18 protein-coding genes are annotated in these 20,163 nt (G+C 57.6%); 1 reads left to right on the top strand and 17 read right to left on the bottom strand.

Going from position 1 to position 20,163, the window contains the following annotated elements:
* Window positions 1-3 precede the first annotated feature (3 nt).
* Window positions 4-480, bottom strand: a complete 477-nt coding sequence (locus tag WCY31_RS09430) for a copper chaperone PCu(A)C (RefSeq protein WP_345972191.1) — start codon at window positions 478-480, stop codon at window positions 4-6.
* Between the two features lie 329 nt (window positions 481-809).
* Here WCY31_RS09430 and WCY31_RS09425 point away from each other — a divergent pair, with 329 nt between their 5' ends.
* A complete protein-coding gene (locus WCY31_RS09425; RefSeq protein WP_345972190.1) occupies window positions 810-1,073 on the top strand; it encodes a hypothetical protein in 264 nt (87 codons plus the stop codon).
* Window positions 1,074-1,114: 41 nt separating this feature from the next.
* Here the strand turns inward: WCY31_RS09425 and WCY31_RS09420 are convergent, their stop codons facing one another.
* The 16 genes from WCY31_RS09420 to WCY31_RS09345 form a co-directional block, all read right to left on the bottom strand.
* Window positions 1,115-2,293, bottom strand: a complete 1,179-nt coding sequence (locus WCY31_RS09420; protein WP_345972188.1) for a glutathionylspermidine synthase family protein — start codon at window positions 2,291-2,293, stop codon at window positions 1,115-1,117.
* 3 nt (window positions 2,294-2,296) lie between these two features.
* Window positions 2,297-2,854, bottom strand: coding sequence for a hypothetical protein (locus WCY31_RS09415; RefSeq protein WP_345972187.1), 558 nt, complete (start codon window positions 2,852-2,854; stop codon window positions 2,297-2,299).
* Window positions 2,855-2,856: 2 nt separating this feature from the next.
* Window positions 2,857-3,324, bottom strand: coding sequence for a hypothetical protein (locus tag WCY31_RS09410; RefSeq protein WP_345972186.1), 468 nt, complete (start codon window positions 3,322-3,324; stop codon window positions 2,857-2,859).
* Window positions 3,285-6,542 (bottom strand): carbamoyl-phosphate synthase large subunit, encoded by a 3,258-nt coding sequence (gene carB / locus WCY31_RS09405; protein ID WP_345972185.1) that lies wholly within the window; start codon window positions 6,540-6,542, stop codon window positions 3,285-3,287. Before carB ends, WCY31_RS09410 begins: the two co-directional genes overlap by 40 nt.
* A gap of 96 nt (window positions 6,543-6,638) precedes the next feature.
* On the bottom strand, window positions 6,639-7,454 hold the full coding sequence (locus WCY31_RS09400; RefSeq protein ID WP_345969539.1) for a MipA/OmpV family protein: 816 nt from the start codon (window positions 7,452-7,454) through the stop codon (window positions 6,639-6,641).
* Entirely contained in the window at window positions 7,451-8,209 is a 759-nt protein-coding gene (mreC, locus tag WCY31_RS09395) for a rod shape-determining protein MreC (protein WP_345972184.1), read from the bottom strand. Before mreC ends, WCY31_RS09400 begins: the two co-directional genes overlap by 4 nt.
* Complete coding sequence (locus WCY31_RS09390; RefSeq protein ID WP_345969537.1) at window positions 8,202-9,239, bottom strand: rod shape-determining protein; 1,038 nt, start codon at window positions 9,237-9,239, stop codon at window positions 8,202-8,204. The genes mreC and WCY31_RS09390 overlap by 8 nt, the downstream gene beginning before the upstream one ends.
* A gap of 9 nt (window positions 9,240-9,248) precedes the next feature.
* Window positions 9,249-10,487 (bottom strand): ATP-dependent Clp protease ATP-binding subunit ClpX, encoded by a 1,239-nt coding sequence (gene clpX, locus WCY31_RS09385; protein ID WP_231018801.1) that lies wholly within the window; start codon window positions 10,485-10,487, stop codon window positions 9,249-9,251.
* Window positions 10,484-11,269: an acyl-ACP--UDP-N-acetylglucosamine O-acyltransferase gene (gene lpxA / locus WCY31_RS09380; RefSeq protein WP_345973776.1), complete on the bottom strand. Its 786-nt coding sequence runs from the start codon at window positions 11,267-11,269 to the stop codon at window positions 10,484-10,486. The genes clpX and lpxA overlap by 4 nt, the downstream gene beginning before the upstream one ends.
* A gap of 10 nt (window positions 11,270-11,279) precedes the next feature.
* The gene (gene fabZ / locus WCY31_RS09375) at window positions 11,280-11,723 is read right to left on the bottom strand and encodes a 3-hydroxyacyl-ACP dehydratase FabZ (RefSeq protein WP_231018798.1); all 444 of its coding nucleotides are present in this window, start codon (window positions 11,721-11,723) and stop codon (window positions 11,280-11,282) included.
* Between the two features lie 159 nt (window positions 11,724-11,882).
* Complete coding sequence (locus WCY31_RS09370) at window positions 11,883-13,772, bottom strand: ATP-binding protein (protein WP_345972183.1); 1,890 nt, start codon at window positions 13,770-13,772, stop codon at window positions 11,883-11,885.
* 10 nt (window positions 13,773-13,782) lie between these two features.
* Window positions 13,783-16,086: a TonB-dependent receptor plug domain-containing protein gene (locus tag WCY31_RS09365; RefSeq protein WP_345972182.1), complete on the bottom strand. Its 2,304-nt coding sequence runs from the start codon at window positions 16,084-16,086 to the stop codon at window positions 13,783-13,785.
* Window positions 16,086-16,595: a YfiR family protein gene (locus tag WCY31_RS09360; protein ID WP_345969534.1), complete on the bottom strand. Its 510-nt coding sequence runs from the start codon at window positions 16,593-16,595 to the stop codon at window positions 16,086-16,088. The genes WCY31_RS09365 and WCY31_RS09360 overlap by 1 nt, the downstream gene beginning before the upstream one ends.
* 250 nt (window positions 16,596-16,845) lie before the next feature.
* Entirely contained in the window at window positions 16,846-17,928 is a 1,083-nt protein-coding gene (locus tag WCY31_RS09355; protein WP_345972181.1) for an epoxyqueuosine reductase QueH, read from the bottom strand.
* Window positions 17,929-17,937: 9 nt separating this feature from the next.
* A complete protein-coding gene (locus tag WCY31_RS09350) occupies window positions 17,938-18,450 on the bottom strand; it encodes a peptidylprolyl isomerase (protein WP_345969532.1) in 513 nt (170 codons plus the stop codon).
* Between the two features lie 113 nt (window positions 18,451-18,563).
* Window positions 18,564-20,147, bottom strand: a complete 1,584-nt coding sequence (locus tag WCY31_RS09345) for a hypothetical protein (protein ID WP_345972180.1) — start codon at window positions 20,145-20,147, stop codon at window positions 18,564-18,566.
* Between the last annotated feature and the right edge of the window lie 16 nt (window positions 20,148-20,163).

Genomic DNA, 20,163 nt, shown 5'->3' with positions numbered 1-20,163 from the left:
CCGTCACTTTCCGCACTTGCCGCTGCCGCATTTCATTTTTGGCTGCATCATCATGCCGGCCACCTTTTTGACAGGCGCTTCAAGTGTAATGCTTTCACCGTCGGAGAAGTTCAATGTAATCGTGACGGTTTCACCCGCCTTGAGTTTCTGTGTCAGGCCGATGAGCATGACATGCAGGCCGCCCGGCTGAAGCATCGTCGTCCCGCCGGCCGGAACGTCGATCTTCGGGATCTGGCGCATCTGCATCATGCCGTTGACATTCGCATGTTCGTGGAGTTCAACCGTCTTGGCCGCCGTCGAAGCGGCGCTTACCAGCGCGACCGGCTTGTCGGTGGAGTTCGTCAACTCCATAAATGCGGCGCTGTTGGGCATATTCGGCGGGACTTCGCGAACATAGATGCCGGAGACTTCGACAGACTGGGCGGAGAGGCCGGCGACAAAGAGGAGTGCTGTGATCAGTGCGCGATGCAAAAGGGTCATGATGTTCCTTGGAGATGATAATAAACATTCCTGCAATTTCCTCAGATCACGTTCCCGTTGTTCTGACGTATTGCGGCATATCTATAGAGTATAGTGAAACTCTATAACAGAAGTGTTAAATATACACCAAAACGGGGTGAAAGCCCCCTCCTGACGTTACAATATCGACTGACACCCTTCGCATCTCCCGTCCGCCTCTCTCCTAAAACGGAGATTTTGATTGTAATTATTAAGTCGGAATCTACCGAAGGTGCTTCATACTGAAAAAAGTATGAAGGCTGCCGCCTTCGGGCGGTACTCCGAATGATAATCCAACCAAGGGAGACGAGATGGCTTATATGATGGTACGACACAAAGTCAGGGATTTTAACGCATGGAAGCCCGGGTATGACGGGCATAAGCCGGCAAGGGACGATGCAGGGCTGAAAGAGGTCTATCTGCTTCAAAACGCGGACGACCCCCGGGAGGTCATCGCGCTGTTTGAAGCCGCCGATCTTGAAAAAGCCCGCGCCTTTGCCGCATCCGAGGATCTTAAGCAGAAGATGCAGGAGGTCGGCGTCATCGACCGGCCGGATATCTATTTTCTGGAATGAAGCGTTTCCCCGGACAGTGTCCGGGATGTCCTCACTACTTTCTACGAAAGCATATGCCCCACAAACTTGCTCATATTGTCCAGTATCTCGCCGCCGCGGCGGAAACCGAGCCCGCACGCCTCGTAGGCGAAGAAGATGCCCGCCTGGTAGCGGTTGCCGTTGCGGTCCTGCGAGAAGGGGACATATTCCTGGTAGAGCGGGCGATAGTTGCCGTAAGGCCCCTCCGTTGAGTACAGGACGCTGCCGTCGGCGTCCATGATCTGCGTATTGGCCCCTTCACGACCGAACATCCGCTTTTCCACCTGCTTCACGCCCGAAAGCGGCTCGAATGACGTTTTGAGCAGGTAGGGGGAGTCCGGGAAGAGGTCGCAGAGGATCTTGAGCATCCCCTTGGACTGGAAGAGCAGGGTGTAGGCGGGGTTGAGAATGATCGCCTTCCGGTTGGCCATGATCGCGCCGAGCAGGACCGCGAGTTCCGGTTCGTCCGTGGCGATGTCTTCCCAGGGGTAGAGCTTGAACCAGTATTCGTAGGGGCTGTCATCAGCATCAAAGATCCCTTCGTCATCGAAGCGGACGTTCTGAAGGAACTCGAAGCCCGTGGCGAAGCCCGCGTCGGTCGCGATCTGGCGCAGCAGCTTCGTCGTCACCTCCTCCTCGTCATTGCCCTCGACGCTGCTGAAAAGGATCTTCCAGCCGTCGTAGAACTTCTCGAAATCGTCCGGGTCGTCAAAGAGGGTGATGAGGCGGCGGAAGTTTTGGAGTAAAGCTTCGTAGATGTTGTTGAACTGGCGCGCTTCATCGAGTCCATTGTGCTTCAGCAGCGCCCACTGCAGCACGGCGCTCTCGTAGAGCCCCGTCGGCGTGTCGGCGTTGAACTCGATCAGCTTGATCGGCGCCCCGTCGATCCCCCCGGCAAGGTCGAACCGTCCGTAGACGTGCCAGTGGACGTCGTTCTCCCAACTCTTTTTGATCGGATCGATCAGGTTGAAAGGGATGCCGAGATCGAAAAAAAGGTCGTTTTCAATGACATACTCCGCCGCCTGAACGTACATGTCATAGAGGGTATTGGCCGCTTCGTAGTAGGCCTCGGCTTCGGCATCACTGACGAGGACCAGTTCGTCGGCAACATAGCGGGTACCGTCACTGTCAGTGTGCCAGGTAAAGCCGAGGGCGTCCAGGGCGTCGTTCGGCAGTGCCGAAACGGTGTCGAGTCGGACCATCTGTTAGCCTCCGTACGTCGTGGAAGAGGTCGAAGAACTGCCCGTCTTGGTGCCGCCGAAAAAGCTTTTCTTGCTGCTGGATGCTTTCGCCTTCTGCGTGGCGTGGTAGGCACTTTTGTTCACGCGGTCGGCATGCTGGCGGTAGTTGGCGTTGTTCATCAGCGCGTTGCCGATCATGTTTCCCAGCAGGGAGCCGGCGGCGACGGCAAGGATCGTCCCGGCCAGTCCCATTCCTTCGCCCTGGGGCGGTTGGTTCAGTTCGCTCTGGCCGGCCTGCATTTTGTCATACTCCTGCTGGGCCAGCGCCTTCATCTCCGCTTCGTTCATGAAGCGCTCGGTCATGGTACCGTTGGCATCATACTCACGGATGATGGCGCGGTTGGGACCCTCGGTCGGCATCTCCTCAACGACGACGTATTTGCCGCCGGGCTGCTGCTGGACGATGAGGTAGCGGTTCTGGGGCTCCTGCTGCTCCTGGACGCATCCGGAGAGGACGCTCATCATGGTGATGCCCGCGGTACCGAGGTAGAGGCCCGAAGCGATGGACTTGACATGTTTCATACTTATCTGATTCTCCGTTTCTTGCAATGGTTCAGTTGATAGATTGTCGAGGGTGTGTCTTCATAGAGCCCCCGCGCATCCTCGATGACGACGTCGGCCGTCTCAGCGGCATAGGCGGGCTCATATCGTCCCCCCGCCGCGTTGGCGGAGGTGGAGTAGAGCCAGCCGTAGGGGCGCAGCAGCTGATGGTAGCTTCCCTGGGGGACGATGCGGAAGGCCTGCCCCCCGAAAAGGTAGGTCGTCTTTGCGCTGCGACGCACTTCGCGCTTGAAGCGTCCGGGGATACGCCCCGTCTGCTTGTAGGCTCTCATCGAGGCAAAGGTCTTGAGAAAGGGTTTGGACGGGGGCCGGCTTTTCGCGCGTGCGAGGAGCTCCGCATTCTGCGAGACAAAACCGACGGTCGTGTCGGTCTGGACCAGCAGAAGCCGTGTCAGGCCAGGTAGTCTTGAAGGGCTTGCGGGGCGGTCCAAGCATCGTCCTTCATGTGGCCGAGCGCATCGATCGCGGCGCGCGCGGCACTGAGCGTCGTGAAATAGGGGATGTTCATCCGCAGGACGATCTGGCGGATGACGATGGCGTCTTTTTTCGACGTATTGTTGTCGGAGGTGTTGATCGCCATGGTGATGTCGCCGTTTTTCATCATGTCTTCGATGTTCGGGCGTCCTTCGGAGATCTTGAGGACGGGTTCGCAGGGGATACCCGCCTCTTCGATCACCTTCTGGGTGCCGCGGGTGGCGACGAGCTTGAAGCCGTGTTCATGCAGTCCGCGGGCGATCTCGACGCCGGCCGGTTTGTCCATCGTGATGAAGGAGAGGAAGCAGGTTCCCGAAGTCGGGATGCGGTTGCCCGCAGCCATCTGCGACTTGGCGAAGCTGACGCCGAAGCTGGAGCTGATCCCCATGACTTCGCCGGTCGATTTCATCTCCGGGCTCAGGACCAGGTCGGCGCCGTAGAGTTTGTTGAACGGGAAGACGGCCTCTTTGAGGGCGATGTGGTCACGCAGGCGTGGTTTGAGCAGCCCGTCGCCTTCGATGACGATATCGTAGTTGTCGTAGAAGGCCAGTGCGTTGCGCAGGGTGTCGCCCATCATAACGCGGGTCGCAACCTTCGCGAGCGGCATCCCTGTCGCCTTGGAGACGAAGGGGACGGTACGCGATGCGCGCGGATTGACCTCGATGAGGTAGACCTCGTTCTGGTAGATGGCGTACTGGATGTTCAGCAGGCCGATGACGCCGAGGCCGAGCGCGATCGTTTTCGTCTGCTGTTCGACCTGTGCGAGCAGCGCATCGCTGAGGTTGAGCGGCGGCAGCGAACAGGCGGAGTCGCCGGAGTGGATGCCGGCCTCTTCGATGTGCTGCATGACCGAACCGATATAGACCTCGCTGCCGTCACAGATGGCGTCGACGTCGAGCTCGACCGCCTGGTCGAGGAACTTGTCGACGAGGACCGGGGCGTCGTTGGAGACGGAAACGGCTTCGTCCATGTACTGGCGAAGCTCCTCCTCTTTGTAGACGATGCGCATAGCGCGGCCGCCGAGGACGAAGGAGGGGCGCACGAGAACAGGGTAGCCCAGACGCGAAGCGACGCTGATCGCCTCCTCTTTGGTCGTGGCGATGCCGTTTTCTGGCTGTTTAAGGTCGTGCTTGGTCACGAAGTCGGAGAATTTTTCGCGGTCTTCGGCCAGGTCGATCACCTTCGCCGGGGTCCCCGCGATCTGCGCGCCGATGGCCGTGAGCGGGTTTGCGAGCTTCAGCGGGGTCTGGCCGCCGAAGTGGACGATGATACCGTTGGGCTTTTCGTACTCGATCACTTCGCGCACGTGCTCGAGGTCGATCGGCTCGAAGTAGAGGACGTCCGAGGTGTCGTAGTCGGTGGAGACGGTCTCGGGGTTACAGTTGTACATGATCGTCTCGATCCCCATTTCCTCGAGGGCGAATGCCGCGTGGACGCAGCAGTAGTCGAACTCGATCCCCTGGCCGATGCGGTTCGGCCCGCCGCCGAGGATCATCACCTTTTTCTTGTCCGAGGCGCGCGTCGGCTGTTCGGGCAGGGTCGTGATGTTCGTCGTGGAGTAGAGGTAGGGCGTCAGTGCCTCGAACTCGGCCGCACAGGTATCGACCTCGTTGTACTCGAGGTGGATACCCATGCGTTTGCGCGCATTGTAGACGTCGCTCTCGCGGATGTCGCCCGCACCCTGTTTGGCGATCAGCTGGGCGATCTTCTTGTCGCTGAAGCCGTTGGCTTTGGCCTTGCGCAGGCGGACGGCGTCGTTGAGGATGTCAAGGTCGACCGTCTGCTCTTCGGCGACGATCTCTTCGATCTGGTAGAGGAACCACGGGTCGATTTTGGAGAGTTCAAAGAGCTCTTCCACGCCCATACCGCGGCGGAAGCCTTCGGCGACGTAGAGCATCCGCTCGGCGTTCGGCCGGCGGATCTCGTGGCGGATGTGATCCATGTCGCCCGCCATCTCGTCAAAGCCGCAGAGGCCCGTTTCCAGTGAACAGAGTGCTTTCTGCATGGATTCTTTGAAGGTGCGGCCGACGGCCATCGCCTCGCCGACGGATTTCATTCCCGTCGTCAGGGTGCTTTCGGCTTCAGGGAACTTCTCGAAGGTGAAGCGCGGCGTCTTGGTGACGATGTAGTCGATGACCGGTTCGAAGGAGGCCGGCGTCCCGGTGATATCGTTGGTGATCTCGTCGAGGGTAAAGCCGACGGCGAGCAGGGTCGCGACTTTGGCGATAGGGTAGCCCGTCGCCTTAGACGCCAGTGCCGAGGAGCGGGAGACGCGGGGGTTCATCTCGATGACGATCATGCGTCCCGTTTTCGGATCGACGGAGAACTGGACGTTGGAACCGCCGGTATCGACGCCGATCTCGCGCAGAATCTCGAAGGAAGCATCGCGCATGCGCTGATACTCTTTGTCGGTCAGCGTCAATGCCGGGGCGATCGTGATGGAGTCGCCGGTATGGACGCCCATCGGGTCGAAGTTCTCGATGGAACAGACGATGATGCAGTTGTCGGCGCGGTCGCGGATAACTTCCATCTCGTACTCTTTCCAGCCCAGCAGGGACTCTTCGACGAGGATCTCGGTGATCGGGCTCTCATCCAGACCGCGCTGGGCAAGCAGTTTGTACTCGTCGATGTTGTAGGCAACGCCCGAGCCGCCGCCGGCGAGGGTAAAGGAAGCGCGGATGATAATGGGGAACCCGATCTCTTCGGCCGCCGCGAGCGCTTCGTCCATGTTGTAGGCGTAGCGCGAATGCGGCAGGTCCATGCCGAGCTTGATCATCGCTTCCTTGAAGGCTTGGCGGTCCTCGCCTTTTTTAATCGCTTCGGGATTGGCGCCGAGGAACTCGATGCCGTCGAGCATCCCTTTTTCGTACATGCTCATGGCGGCATTCAGCGCCGTCTGCCCGCCCATGGTCGGCAGGATCGCATCGACGTTCTCTTTTGCAATGATCTGGGCGATGATCTCTTCTTTGATCGGCTCAATGTAAGTACGGTCGGCAAACTCCGGGTCCGTCATGATCGTCGCCGGGTTGGAGTTGATCAGGACGACACGGTAGCCGAGCTCTTTGAGCGTTTTGACCGCCTGGGTGCCGGAGTAGTCGAATTCGCAGGCCTGACCGATTACGATCGGGCCGGAGCCGATGAGCAGAATCGTTTTGATGTCATCGCGTTTTGGCATTTATACCCTTCAAAAAAGATGAAAATTTCAGAAGGATATTATAGTCGGGAGGCCCTTAAAAAGGGGTGAAAGGCGGGAAAAGGCTCCCCGCCGGCGTCACCGTTTTTCCGGCGGGTTAAGGACGGCTTTTTCTTCGCCGAAAAGGTTGAAGGAGTAGAGCAGGGAGAGCATGCCGCTGTACATGTATCTGGTCTCCGTCAGGGGGCTGTCGGCGACGGGGTCGCCGAAGCGGTCGGCGCGGAGATTGCCGAGCAAGTGCCAATGTGCGTTGATGTTGTACTTCACATAGGTCTGGACGGCAAAATTCAGCGTCGCGTCGCTGCGGTAGGCGGGCCGGCCGATCAGCAGGTCCTCTTCGCTGTTTTTAACGCCGAAATAGTAATTTGCAAAGGGCTGTGAGAGCCAGACGGCCAGGACGCTGGGCACGAAGTACCAATCCCCGACGCTGAAGCTCTGGCCTGCTTCCAGCCGCAGTTTCGTACCGTTGTTCGTATCGGTAATGTCCTGGAGCGCAACGAACTCCGCGAAAAAATCGCCGTAGGCATAGCTGGCGGAGATGCCCCCCTCCCAACCGCTGTCGCGCTCACGCATTCCCTGCAAAATAGGCGTTTTGGAGCGGCTGTTGAGCTGGGTCAGCGCGCGGCGCTCGTAGTAGCCGATAATCTGGGGCTGCGCGGTGAAGGAGAGCCCCCAGCTCTGCGTCTCGCCGCTTTCGCCGTAGAAGTACATCCCGACCCGGGTCCATCGGATGTAGAAGAGGGAGTTGTCAAAGAAGATGACGGGCGTGCCGAGCACAACAGGGTCGGCATCCTTGTAGGGAAGGGTCTGGAAATAGGGGCCGGCCCCGAGGAAGATATCATCTTTGGCTCCCAGAAACAGGGGCAGGAGCAGTAAAAGGAGGAATCGTTTCATCTGATGTCGGTGATCACGTGGAAATAATCCGGATCGTTTCCTTTGTAGTAGGGTTCGATGACGGCGTTCTGGTAGCCGCCGGTGAGTTCGATGGATTTGACCGTACCGACCTTGACCCCGGCAAAGAAGAGGTTGTCCAGGCCGGAGGTGACGACCTCGTCGCCGACGGTGATGGCGACCCAGGTGGGGATGTACTGTACGAGCATGGTATCGCTGTTGCGCCCGCGGACGATCCCCGGGGCCTTGTTGGGTCCGACGAAGACGGCATAGGTGCACTGGTAATCGCCGTTGAGCAGGGCCAGCGGTCTGCCGTCGCGCGCCGTGACGATCCCGGCGGCCGTCTCGTTGTAGATGAGGCCGTAGAGGCGCGAGGCGTTGAAATCTTCCATCTGAAGCCAGAGCTTGGTCATGTCGGCAAAGTTGGCATAGGCGATGGTCCGCACGAGGGCGACGCGCGGCTCGTAGCGGAAGGTGGAGTTGTTCTCGGCCAGCAGGGCGTTGAACTCGGTGGCCATCTCGTGCAGGAGCAGGTGCGACTGTCGGTAGAGTTCGGCTTCTTTGCGCAGCGCCTCGATGGTCTCTTTCTGTTCGAAGTTTTCCTCGATCAGATTGCCGATACCGGTGCTAAAGGTGTTCCAGGAGCGGTTGATCGATTGCAGGACGGAGAGCAGGGGGGATTGCAGGGTCGTCGAAAAGTAGACGGCCCCCGCGAACAGCAGAAGCAGGAAGAGGAGCGCAGAGGCGCGTTTACTCATTTTCGAAGAGTTCCTGGAGCAGGTCGATCTCCTCCAGGGCGCGTCCCGTTCCCTTGGCGACGGCCAGGAGCGGTTCGTCGGCGACGAAGACCGGGATGCGGATGATGTCGGCCAGGAACTTGTCGAGCTGGCGGATCAGCGCGCCGCCGCCCGTAAGGATAATGCCGTGGTCGACAATATCGCCGGCGAGATCGGGCGGCATCTTCTCGAGGACGTCTCTGAGCGCTTCGGCGATCTCTTTGAGCGGCTCTTTCATCGCTTCGTAGGCGTCGTCGCTGGTGAGCTCGATGGTGCTGAGCATCCCTTCGACCTGGTCGCGGCCCGTCGCGACCTTTGTCAGGCGTTTTTCCAGCGGCAGGGCCGTGCCGATCTCGATCTTGATCTCTTCGGCGGTACGGTCGCCGATCAGGAGGTTGTATTTGCGTTTAACGTAGTCGATGATCGCCTTGTCGATCTTGTCGCCGGCGGTACGGATGGACTTGGAGAGCACGAGGCCACCGAGACTGACGACGCCGATTTCCGTCGTACCGCCCCCGATATCGACGACGAGGTTCCCCTGGGGTTCGCGGATGTCCACGCCAGCACCGATGGCGGCGGCCATCGGTTCCTCGATGAGGAAGACCTCCCGCGCGCCGGCGGAGAGGGCCGATTCGCGGACGGCTTTACGTTCGACCTGTGTCAGGCCGTAGGGCACACAGATGATAATGCGCGGGCTGATCAGCGCCGAGCGGCCGTGGGCCTTCTCGATGAACTTGCGGATCATCTTCTCGGTCATGTCGAAGTCGGCGATGACCCCGTCTCTCATCGGGCGGATGGCGCGGATGTTGCCCGGGGTCTTTCCGACCATCTCCTTGGCTTCGTGGCCGACGGCAAGGACGCGCTGCTGGCCGAATTTTTCCATCTTCACGGCGACGACGGAGGGCTCGTTGATGATGATGCCGTGTCCCTTGGCGATGACGAGGGTATTGGCCGTCCCCAGGTCGATGGAGAGGTCGTTGGAAAAGAGTCCAATCAGTTTGTTCAGAAGCATCGTGTTCCTTTAAGCGCTTTTCTTGTCGTCTGTTTTGATGTAGAGGGGTTTCTCCCCCTCGGTGATACATTCGGCCGTGATGACGACCTCGTAGCCGCTGTAGTCGGGCAGTTCGTACATGATGTCGATCATCGTCTCTTCGAGAATCGAGCGCAGGCCGCGGGCCCCGGTCTTGCGGGATTTGGCCTTGGCGGCGATGGCGCGAAGGGCGTCGTCTTCGAAGGTCAGTTTGACGTTGTCGATGGCGAAGAGCTTGGCGTACTGGCGGATCAGCGAGTTCTTCGGCTCGGTGAGAATGCGGATCATGTCTTCCTCGCTGATCTCGTTGAGCGACGCAATGACCGGCAGGCGGCCGATCAGTTCGGGGATCAGGCCGTAGTGCACGAGGTCATCGGGCTCGACGCTCTCCATGGTGACCTCCTGTTCGGCGGTACTTTTCTGCTCGTGGCCGAAGCCGAGAACGTTCTTGCCCGCTTTGCGCTTGAGGATCTCCTGCATACCGTCGAAGGCCCCGCCGCAGATGAAGAGGATATTGGAGGTATCCATCGCGATGAAGTCCTGGTTGGGATGCTTTCTGCCCCCTTTGGGCGGGATATTGACGACGGAGCCTTCGATGATCTTGAGCAGCGCCTGCTGCACCCCTTCGCCGGAGACGTCGCGGGTGATGGAGCGGTTTTCACTCATGCGGGCGATCTTGTCGATCTCGTCGATGAAGAGGATCCCCTGCTGGGCCCGTTCGACGTCGCCGTCGGCCGCCTGCAGCAGCTTGGTGAGGATGTTTTCGACGTCCTCGCCGACGTAGCCCGCCTCGGTGAGACTGGTGGCGTCTGCGATCGCCAGGGGCACGTTGAGAATGCGGGCGATCGTCTGGGCCATCAGGGTCTTCCCGCTGCCCGTCGGTCCGATCAGCAGCACGTTCGATTTGGCGATCTCCGTATCGTCGTCGAGGTCGTGCTGTTTGAAGATCCGCTTGTAGTGGTTGTAGACGGCGACGGAGAGCAGCTTGCGCGCACGCTCCTGCCCGATGATGTACTCGCCCAGGAACGCGTTGATCTCCTTGGGCGTCATCAGATCGCCGACATATTCGACAAGATGCTTGTCCGCTTCGCTGAGGGCCTCCTCGTCGCCGAACATGATCTTGTAGGCGGAGAAGACGCAGTTCTTGCAAATATAGGCGTCGTTCCCTGCGATCAGGGGGTTCGCCTCGCTCTCATGGGTCCCGCAGAAGCTGCAGTGGCGCTGTTTCATGCTGTTTTCCTCTCAAAGGGGATTCCCCGTTTGGTTTTCAGGATAAAGTTACACAGGTTGTGTACGTAGTGGTTGTCGCTGCTCTCCACCAGCTCCGCCGCCGTCTCTTTGAGCGGCTGACCCGATTCGAAAAGGTCGCGGTAGGCGGATTTGAGGGCATCGATGTCGTTGCGCTCGCTGTGGCGGCGCAGGCCGGTAAGGTTGAGGCCCCGGATAACGGCACGGTTCCCTTCGGCCATGCAGTAGGGCGGAACGTCCTGCGACAGTGCCGACGCACCGGCGATCATCGCGAAGTCGCCGATTTTGACGAACTGGTGGATCGGGGTCATCCCTCCGATGACGGCGTAATCGCCCATCTCGACGTGGCCCGCAAGCGTCGCGGCATTGGCCAGGATGCAGTGGTTGCCGATCACGACGTCGTGCCCGATATGGACGTAGCCCATAAAGAGGTTGTGGCTGCCGATGATCGTTTTGCCGCCGCCGCCTTTGGTGCCCGGATTGAAGAGGGTGAACTCGCGGATCTTGTTATGATCGCCGATAATGAGTTCCACGTCTTCGCCGCCGAATTTCAGATCCTGCGGGATGGAGCCGAGGACGGCATAGGAGAAGATCTCATTATGCTTGCCGATGGTCGTTTTCCCGTAGATGCAGGCGCCCTGCGCGATCGTGGTGCCGTCGCCGATGGTCGCTTCGGAGGAGATGAAACAGAAGGGGCCGATTTCGACGTCGTTGCCGATGACGGCGCCCGCTTCGATGATCGCCTGCGGTGAGATTTTGCTCATCATCCCTGCCTTACTTGTCGACGATCATCGCTTTGAGCTCGGCTTCGGAGACGAGCTTGTCGTCCACATAGGCTTTGCCCTCGAGGATCCAGATGGCGCCTTTGTGCTTGACGACTTTCATGCGGTACTCCAGGCGGTCGCCCGGACGGACCGGGTTGCGGAATTTTGCACCGTCGATGCTCATGAAGTAGACGACTTTGTTCGCCGCTTCCTCTTCGCTCATATCCATGCTTTTAAACGCAAGGATACCGCCGGCCTGCGCCATCCCCTCGAGGATCATAACGCCCGGGTAGATGGGGTGGCCCGGGAAGTGGCCTTCGAAGATCTGTTCGCCGATGGTCACGTTCTTGTAACCGGTGAGGGACTCGTTCGGGTTGAGTTCGGTGACGCGGTCTACGAGGAGGAACGGGAAGCGGTGCGGCAGAATTTTCTGAATTTCGACAACATCGATCATAGTGGGTGGATCTTCCTTTTTCTGTATAGGTTGCCCGGCATGTTTTGTCCGGGGAAAAGTGAGTGATTTTAGCGAAATTGTCGTTAAGGATGCATTATGGACTGAAACGCGCGGGGCAAAAAGGCCACCGGTATCCGTCCGGCAATGCCGATGATGTCGCTAGGCGAGGGGGTGCTGAGGCTTCGATCCCGGGAGTATGAGGGTGAAAATGGCCCGATCGTTTTCCGTCCGGGCAGCAATACTGCCACCGAGGGACTCCTCCATGATCATCTTGGCCATATACAGCCCGAGTCCGGTGCCGTTTTTGTCTTTTTTGGTTGAAAAATAGGGCTCGAAGATATATGGTATCACGTCGTGGGGAATCCCACCAGCATTATCGACGATTTCAATGTGCACACCATGATCGCCGAAGGGGATGATGTCGATAAAGATCTGACGGTCGATCTGCACTTCTTTCAGTGCATCAATGGCATTGTTGATAATGGCAAGAAGGACCTGGCCCAGTTCCGATGGCAGAGATTCGATCTGCATGGAGGCAACGGCGTCATAGTTTTTGTTCACGTCGATACGGTACTGTTCCAGCCGGTTGTCGATGATGCCGAGGGTTTCATCGAGGAGCACGGCAGGCGAGAACCGTTGGGTCGATTTGTCCTCGGCGAAGAAACTCTTGAAGTCGTCTATAGTTCTGGAAAGATACTGTATGGCGTGATCCGCTTTCTCATGCAGGGCATTGACGTCATCAGGGACCCCCGGGATGGCAGCGATTTTTACATACAGGGAGAAGAGTGTCAGCGAAAGCGTATTGAGCGGCTGTCGCCACTGGTGCGCGATCATCTCAAGCATTTCGCCCTGCATCGCCAGGCGGTTTTGGTGCATGATCAGCAGGTTCTGTTTCTGCTCTTTCTCCTCAGCCTTCACTTTTTCGCTGATATCCTGATGGGTTCCCCTGATACCGATGAATACCCCGTCGTCGTCAAAGATGGCGCTCTCACGTGCCAGGATATGTTTTGCTCCGCCGTCTGGCGTCATGATCCTGAATGCGTACATGCCGTCCGCGTGTGGTTCCTTCGTGGTATTGATGTGCTGAGCAAGGGTTCCCATATCTTCGGGATGGACGCGTGTGAGAAGCGATTTTTGTGTGATCGCCTGCCCGGGTTCGATTTCCCAGATACGGTAGTTTTCTTCCGAAAAGATCAAATGGTCCTGATCCAGATAGTCATCGAAACTCCCGATCTTGGCGATTCTCTGCGCTTCATTCAGCGTCGCCAGATTCTGGCTGGCCTGTACAAAAAGCTCATGGGCTTTTTGGGTCTTGAACGCAAGCTGTTTCGTCTTTTCACTCAGCTCCTGATTGGACGTTTCCAGTTTCTGCAACAGTCTGTTCTTGTCTCCCTCGCGCTTGAAATCGAAATAGGCGAACCAGAGGATCAGCAGGACGATCACGACAAAAAAGATGAAAATCGACTCGATCAGATTCCCCAATTTGGCAAGTTCGCCCAAAATGCTCCGCTGCTCGAACATTGAAAACTTGATGACGATGACGGCCTGAACTTTGTTGTGACTGATGATAGGGGCATAATAGGTCGCCCAGACGTCTGCTTCGGAGGAGTCGACGACATATCTGGGTTCCCCGGTGTCATGAATCTCCGAAAAGATGAGCTGTTCGTTTTCGCTGCAGGGTCTGCTGGGTGACGCATTCCCGTCCGCTGCGATCATACACGTTTGCGTATCGGCAGGCTTTACCAGCAGACGGATATCCTTGAACTTGGTGGTGATAAACAGCTTTAGGTCGGCTTCGACGTAATCATGCAGCAGGGCGTTCGTCATAAGCTCATCATGAAAATTTTTGTCGACGATGCGCAGAATATCTTCGCTGAGGTTTTGTGCGAGTCCCTGCACGTATTGCAGATTCAGGGCCTTGTTGATCTGGAAAATCTCATTGCGCGTGTCCTGGTATTTGAATGAGAGCAGGGTCGCAACGATGAAGATTCCCAGGGCGATGGCGAGAAAGATATAAGCCGCTTTGAGATGCGCAAACAGTTTTTTCATCGCACGGACTTTAGAACGTCATTTCGGCGCGGAGATAGTAAAAAGTGCCGCTGTAGCCGTTGGGGGAGTAACGCGAATACGGCTTGATGCCGTCGTAGCCGTAGAGGGTCCCCGAAAGGCCGTCCCATTTGTTCGGGACGGCATCAAAAAGATTATGCCCGCCGACGGCGATCGTCAATCCGGAGTCGAATCGGTAGGCGATGTCGGCATCGAGTGTCCACATCGGGTCAAAAACGTACTCCTTGGCATCGACCATCTGGGAGTAACTACCGAAGTAGCTGATGTTCGCCGTAGCATCCAGGCCGCGGTAACTGTAGTTGTTCAGCCAACGCAAGGCGTGTCTAGGCTGACCTTTTTCGATTCGTATCTTCTGTGTCGCATCATCGGCGCTTGAGTTGTCCGATCCGTTACCGGAAATTTTGTTGATATTGTAGTTGTACCAGAGACCGGTTTTGAACATGCCGAATCGCTCAAAGGGATAGCTCTTATTGAACTTGATATCGACGCCGTGGGTGGAGGTATGGGCCGCGTTGATGAAAAAACGCACCTTGGAAACGTTCGGCCAAAGGGCGGAGGTATTGTTGATGTCGTCACTGAGCATAATACGGTCGTTGACTTCCACGTAAAAGAAATCGACGGTGAGTGCCGTGTCGCTGTCGTGCTGATAGACACCGCCCAAAGTGATATTTTTGGAGCGCTCGGATTTCAGCGGCTTGGCTCCCAGTGCCTCCGCGATCGGGTCGTCAACGCGGAAGGTTCCCTGGGTGTCGATGCCGTTTGCGCCGGCAAACGATGAGGTCTGGGAATAGTAAGACTGCGACAGCGAGGGGGCCCTGAATCCGGTACTGCCGGAGCTGCGCAGCATCAGCGACGGCGAAACCTGATACGTCAGGGCCACTTTGGCATTGGTGCTCTCGCCGAAATCCGAGTACTCTTCATAGCGCACGAGGATCTCCACATTGAACCGTTCATCCAGATCGAAGACGCTGTCTGCGTACAGAGCATAGCTGCTGCGACTTTCATTGACCGCATTGTAAGGAGAGTATCCGGCGAAGCCCTGTGTCCCGGCAGTCACGCCGCTGACCACGCCGTAGTCTGCGTAGGAAGCCTGTTCACCCGCAAGAATCTTGTAGTTTTCGTAACGGTACTCGGCGCCGGCGGAGAACTTATAATTCGATCGGCGCTGGGTGATATCGAAGTTGACCGTATTTTGCGTGAACTGCAGACTGCCGTTGTCGAAACTGCGAAGCTGCGGATCGCCCTGGGTATAGTTGAGGCTGTCTTCAACCGTGTAGTGTATACGGTTGAGGCCGTACGTATTGCTCAGGTCCCAGGTGATGTCGGCGTCGCTGACCCCCTTGACGCCGGCGGTCACAGCATAGTCCAGAATGTCCGCGTTGATGATCGGCAGAAAGCCGGGAAAACCTTCAGCGGTGATTTCAGGACGGTAAAATGCCCCCGCCCGGCTATTGCGGTGGTGCAGGAATCCGTCAAGGTAGAATGATGTCGTCTCTGCGCCTGCCACTTCCGCGTTCAGCCCCATGGTGAGGCTGTCGCTATCGGGTATGCCGACATGGGTGGTGGCCGCAGGAGGTGAGACACGGCGGTCCAGACCTGCGCGCTGTGTCTGTTCCTGCCCTTTGGCATCGATGGAGAAGTTGACAAATCCATCGTATGGAAGCGCAATGGTGGCAAACGCGTTTCCTGCAATCTGGTGACCGTCGCCCGCCTTCCGTCCGCCGTATAAGAGACCTGCTTTTGTATCGTTCCCGATCCCTTTGAAGATGATATTGATCACGGCGGAGATCGCGTCCGAGCCGTATTGCGCCGATGCACCGTCGCGCATGATTTCGATCTTCTCGATCATGGCCAGCGGGATCGTATCAAGGTCGGCATGGCTCGATCCGCGTCCAATCGTCCCGTTGACATGCAACAGTGAAGAGGTGTGCAGGCGTTTGCCGTTGATGAGCACGAGGATCTGATCGGGACTCATCCCCCGGAGCGTGATGGTGCGAACATGATCGCTGCCGTCGGCGATTGAGGTTTCAGGTGCATTGAACCCTGCGACGAAATAGCGCAGGATATCCGGGAGCGATGTCATGCCGCTTCGGGCGATCTGTTCTTGGGTGATGACATCGATCGGCGTGTTGGATTCCAGGTAGTTGACGGCATTCGTGCGCGAGCCGACCTGGGCTTTCAGCTCGGACTCTGTGGAGAGAATACTCTCCATGCTTTTGGTATAAAGATTGTCCTCCGCCGACAGGATGGGAAGCGTCAACAGGTTGCAGGCGAGGAGGATTCCGAGTTTTGTCATCAGTTGTGCTCCTTGACGATATCGACGAAGCGAAGCAGATGGGGTGAGGCTTTGAGCCCATGAGCTTCGAGCGCATCGAGGTTGACTTTCAGCCGCATGCGCTGGCCGGTGAAATAGATCTGCACCATCCCGCCTTTTTCGGCGAATCCGCGCATGTCGCTGACGGTCAGTACGGGCTGGTTTTTCAGGGTGTTGAGGATGGTCGGCAGTTGTCTCGCGTTTTTCCCGGATACATAGAGTACCTCTGGGTTTTTTGCGCGTGCAACGTCATCTCGTAGAACAATCCGGACCGGTTTTCCCTTAATGGTATTGTTCTTGTAGAAATCTTCAAAATGTGTCCCCATCTGGTTTTTGAGGATTGTGATCGTAAAGGAGCTCCGCCGGTCATTCGGCCAGGTGATATACTCTGCGATTTTCCCGATAATGGCGCTTTGGAGTTTCGCCTCCGATTCATAGGCATGCGCGTTTAGAACGAGAAGAATAAAAAACGCGATTCTAACGATCTGCATGCAGCCCCACCCCTTTTGTCGCGCCATTATCTCACAAGTGTTTAAAAAATAGAGTTAATTTATGTTTAACGGTCAAAAAATGTTTTTGTGATACAGGGCGTAGATGCATAAGCGTGTGCTGTTTCACATTATACGGAGTTGATATAAAAGCTGAAGGCTGTATGGCGGACTATCGTGAGAAAGCTCTCCTACGTGTGTGATGTGATTTGCGGTGACTGTGCGGTTCAATGTTGAATTGAACCGGGCGGGTTCAGTCGATGATCAACCGTTCTTTGGTGTCCTCGTAGACCTTGGCGTCAAGGAAAAGGGCGTATTTACCGTCGGGTTTTTCGTCCGTGACGATAACCGGGGTGAGGTCGAACGGTGTTTCGCAAAGCTGCTGGCGCAATGCCAGTTCGTCTTCGAGTGCTGGCGGGTTGAAGATGAGTTCAGTCACGCTTTTGTACGACGTTGCCATTCTTTTGTTGAACGCATCTATCGTAATGAAACGGATGTCATCGCGGTTGAGGTAGTGGATGCCGTGTTGTTCATACTCGATTTTTCCATTGGCGCGTTGGCGCGGCAGGGTGGAGTAGTGCAGGGCGTAGGCCGGGACGCTCTGTGCCTTCCCTTTCGTCAGACGACAGGCGAACTGGCGGTAGTTGAGGAACTTCTGTTTGACGATTCTGTAGCTATTCCCCGCGTCCTCGAGGGCCATCCGCTGTTCGTACATGGCGAGCCGCTCCTCGATGGAAGTGGGGAGGACCTGGCCTGAAATGGGGGAGAACATCTCGTCCATCAGGCGATCCTGGTGCTCGCGCTGCATCGAGAGACCGAAGAGGCAGCCGCAGTAGTCTTGACGGTAAAGCTGCTGCTCCTTGGTGACCCGGCTCTGATCCTGGGTGCCGCCGCCGGCGCGGTAGTCGACGGCGATGAACTCGACGCCGTGCTCCCTGTGGAAGGCGTCGCCGACGCGTTTGAGCTGCTCCTGGGATTTGAGAGGACTGACCAAAAGGGTCGTCGTCATCCGCTTTTCGCCCAGCTCCAGGGCTTTGTGCGCGCTTACCTCGAAGCGGCGGTCGAAACAGACCTCGCAGCGCGCCCCTTTTTCCGGCTCCTTTTCCAACCCCCGCACGGCGTCCATCCACGTCTCGAAGTCATACTCGCCTTCAAGCAGGTCGATACCGAGTTTTTTGCATGAACGCTGGACGTCAAGGTAGCGCAGGCGGTATTCGGAGTAGGGGTGGATATTGGGGTCGTAGAAGAAGCCGGTCAGCTTCTCCTCGGGGTAGTCGCGCTGCAGCTTCTCCAGGAAGAAGTGGGAGTCGACGCTGCAGCAGATATGGACCAACATGGCGGTAATTTACGCCTTTTCGGCGAGGATCTCGACTTTCTCGATCTTGTCCTGGCCGGCAATGCTGTCGAGCACGGCCATGGAGTCTGCGTCACCGGCTTCAATGCCGCCGAAGACGGTGTGGACGCCGTCGAGGTGCGGGCAGGGGACGAAGCAGATGAAGAACTGGCTGCCGCCGGTGTTCGGGCCTGCGTGGGCCATGGAGAGGGTGCCTTTAACGTGCTTGTGAACGTTGTTGGCCGTTTCGCAGGCAATGCTCCAGCCCGGACCGCCGGTACCCGTACCGTGCGGGCAGCCGCCCTGGGCCATGAAGCCCGGGATGACGCGGTGGAAATTGAGGCCGTCGTAGTAGCCGTCTTTGGCCAGGAAGGCGAAGTTCGCGACAGTATTAGGCGTCTCCTCGTTGTAGAGTTTAAGCCACATGACACCCTTGCTGGTAGTCATTTTTGCCCATTGGAACGATGCCATCTCCTCGGCGCTGTAGTCGTAGGTCTTGAGTTCTTGTTTTCCGAAACCGAACATAGGTAGTACTCCTGTCTATATTTAATCCGCATTATATTTGGGAAAAACTTAACGGGCGGTTTCTAAAGTGGGTTACTCGCGGATAACGGCATAGGCCAAGGGTTGCGCCGTGCTTACGGAAGCGAAAAGCGGTAGCTCAGACCCGCACCGACAGAGGTTGCGCTGAACGGCCTCTCCTCGCGGTAGAGGCCCGCACTGTTGACGGACATGATCTGGCCCACCTGCGCATAGAGCGCAACCCTGTCGCTGAGGGTGTAGCTTGTCCCGACGGAGGGTTTGAAGATGACGCCATCGACGTTTGTGCCGAGCAGTAATTGGAAGAAACTCTGAAACAGTGTGGAAGGGGTGTAGCGGTTCTGGACCCCGAAGCCCGCCAGGATCTCCCCGTATCCCGGGTACTCCCTGAAGTCGTTGTAGGCGATGCTAGCCTGGGTCGCAACGTACCAGTTCTGATGCAAGAGCACGTCGAGCTGCCCCGAGAGCATATGGACGTCGTGGTGATCCGCGTGGGCGACCTTGACGTTGAGGTCGCTCTGGGGAAAGATACTGAGGCGGAACCCCTTGTAGCGCGGGGCTGTTGCCGTATCAACCCCCTGCGTCTTTTTCCGTCCGGCCGAGAGATGGTAGTCGAGGGCGGCGCCGACCGTATAGTTTCTCGAGCTGCCCGTCGGCGCGGCCAGGTAGCCCCCGGTGATGGCCAGGCCGACGCCGTCGTTCAGCCGGTACTCCAACGCGGCTTTGGGATAGACGAGCAGCCCGGAGCCGGTATCGATGAGCTCGGGCGAGTAGCCCCCGGACCCGACGCCGACCTGGCCGTAGAGGTGCAGGTGCGGAGTAAACGCAAAACGGTGGCCGGCACCGGGAAGGACCTGATTGTAGAGCGGGCGCCCCCTGTAACCGACTTCCGCTTCGATGAAGAGGTAGTTGGCGTCATCGAGAAAATGGGAGTACTGCAGCGCGATCGTGTTGATGGTTTTTCGGTTCGTGCCTTGCGGGTCGATCTGAAAGATGTTGTTCATTTCGAAGGTCAGGATGTTCTCATGCGAAGAGAGCAGGTCGTAAAAAGCCGGAACGATCTTGCCGGCATCGGCATAGGAACCGGCGGTGTAATCGACGGATTTCTCGATAAAGAAATTGACCTGAGAGCTGTCGATCTGGGAATCCTGGAACTTGATACGGGCGTAGTTGACCCCCGCCGAGAAGCCGTTGCCGAAGGTATAGCCCAAGCCGATGTAGCCGATGCCGAATCCCCCCGTCCCGGAGAGCTCTTTGCTCTGCGCGATGCTGGAACCGCCGCCCCCGCCGCCGACAGTCGCCCCCGCGTCGATGAAGAGTCCTTCGTAGAGGGGGTACTGGGCGTGGAGCGTGGCATCGAGGGTCATAAAGCCGCCGTAATCCCCCTCGATCAGCGGTGCATGGAAGCCGACGCCGTAATAGAGCCAGTGATTGAGCTGCTGGAGGTAACGCATCCCGAGCAGGTCGATCGTGCCGCCGCCCGTAAGGGGGATCACCTGGTAGTCGGCGACGATCAACCCGTGCTCGGTATACGGTTCGTGCTGTGCAACGAGGGTGCCGTCCGCTTCGGAAAGCGGCTGCTGCGGGAGATCCGATGCAAGCAGCGTCGCCAGCGATGCGAGGAAGGTCAGCAGCAGGGGTTGGACGCTTTTCAACGTTTGGGAAGCGGCAGGCAGTGGCAAAGGGCGCATCTTTTTC

Origin of the sequence: Sulfurimonas sp. HSL3-1 (genome assembly GCF_039645995.1) — a bacterium.
Taxonomy (GTDB): Bacteria; Campylobacterota; Campylobacteria; order Campylobacterales; family Sulfurimonadaceae; genus Thiomicrolovo; species Thiomicrolovo diazotrophicus.
This window is presented reverse-complemented; position numbering and strand designations above follow the sequence as displayed.

Coding starts and splice junctions, on each gene's coding strand:
- WCY31_RS09430 (WP_345972191.1), bottom strand. CDS start 480: ATGACCCTTTTGCATCGCGCACTGATCACAGCACTCCTCTTTGTCGCC.
- WCY31_RS09425 (WP_345972190.1), top strand. CDS start 810: ATGGCTTATATGATGGTACGACACAAAGTCAGGGATTTTAACGCATGG.
- WCY31_RS09420 (WP_345972188.1), bottom strand. CDS start 2,293: ATGGTCCGACTCGACACCGTTTCGGCACTGCCGAACGACGCCCTGGAC.
- WCY31_RS09415 (WP_345972187.1), bottom strand. CDS start 2,854: ATGAAACATGTCAAGTCCATCGCTTCGGGCCTCTACCTCGGTACCGCG.
- carB (WP_345972185.1), bottom strand. CDS start 6,542: ATGCCAAAACGCGATGACATCAAAACGATTCTGCTCATCGGCTCCGGC.
- WCY31_RS09400 (WP_345969539.1), bottom strand. CDS start 7,454: ATGAAACGATTCCTCCTTTTACTGCTCCTGCCCCTGTTTCTGGGAGCC.
- mreC (WP_345972184.1), bottom strand. CDS start 8,209: ATGAGTAAACGCGCCTCTGCGCTCCTCTTCCTGCTTCTGCTGTTCGCG.
- WCY31_RS09390 (WP_345969537.1), bottom strand. CDS start 9,239: ATGCTTCTGAACAAACTGATTGGACTCTTTTCCAACGACCTCTCCATC.
- clpX (WP_231018801.1), bottom strand. CDS start 10,487: ATGAAACAGCGCCACTGCAGCTTCTGCGGGACCCATGAGAGCGAGGCG.
- lpxA (WP_345973776.1), bottom strand. CDS start 11,269: ATGAGCAAAATCTCACCGCAGGCGATCATCGAAGCGGGCGCCGTCATC.
- fabZ (WP_231018798.1), bottom strand. CDS start 11,723: ATGATCGATGTTGTCGAAATTCAGAAAATTCTGCCGCACCGCTTCCCG.
- WCY31_RS09370 (WP_345972183.1), bottom strand. CDS start 13,772: ATGAAAAAACTGTTTGCGCATCTCAAAGCGGCTTATATCTTTCTCGCC.
- WCY31_RS09365 (WP_345972182.1), bottom strand. CDS start 16,086: ATGACAAAACTCGGAATCCTCCTCGCCTGCAACCTGTTGACGCTTCCC.
- WCY31_RS09360 (WP_345969534.1), bottom strand. CDS start 16,595: ATGCAGATCGTTAGAATCGCGTTTTTTATTCTTCTCGTTCTAAACGCG.
- WCY31_RS09355 (WP_345972181.1), bottom strand. CDS start 17,928: ATGTTGGTCCATATCTGCTGCAGCGTCGACTCCCACTTCTTCCTGGAG.
- WCY31_RS09350 (WP_345969532.1), bottom strand. CDS start 18,450: ATGTTCGGTTTCGGAAAACAAGAACTCAAGACCTACGACTACAGCGCC.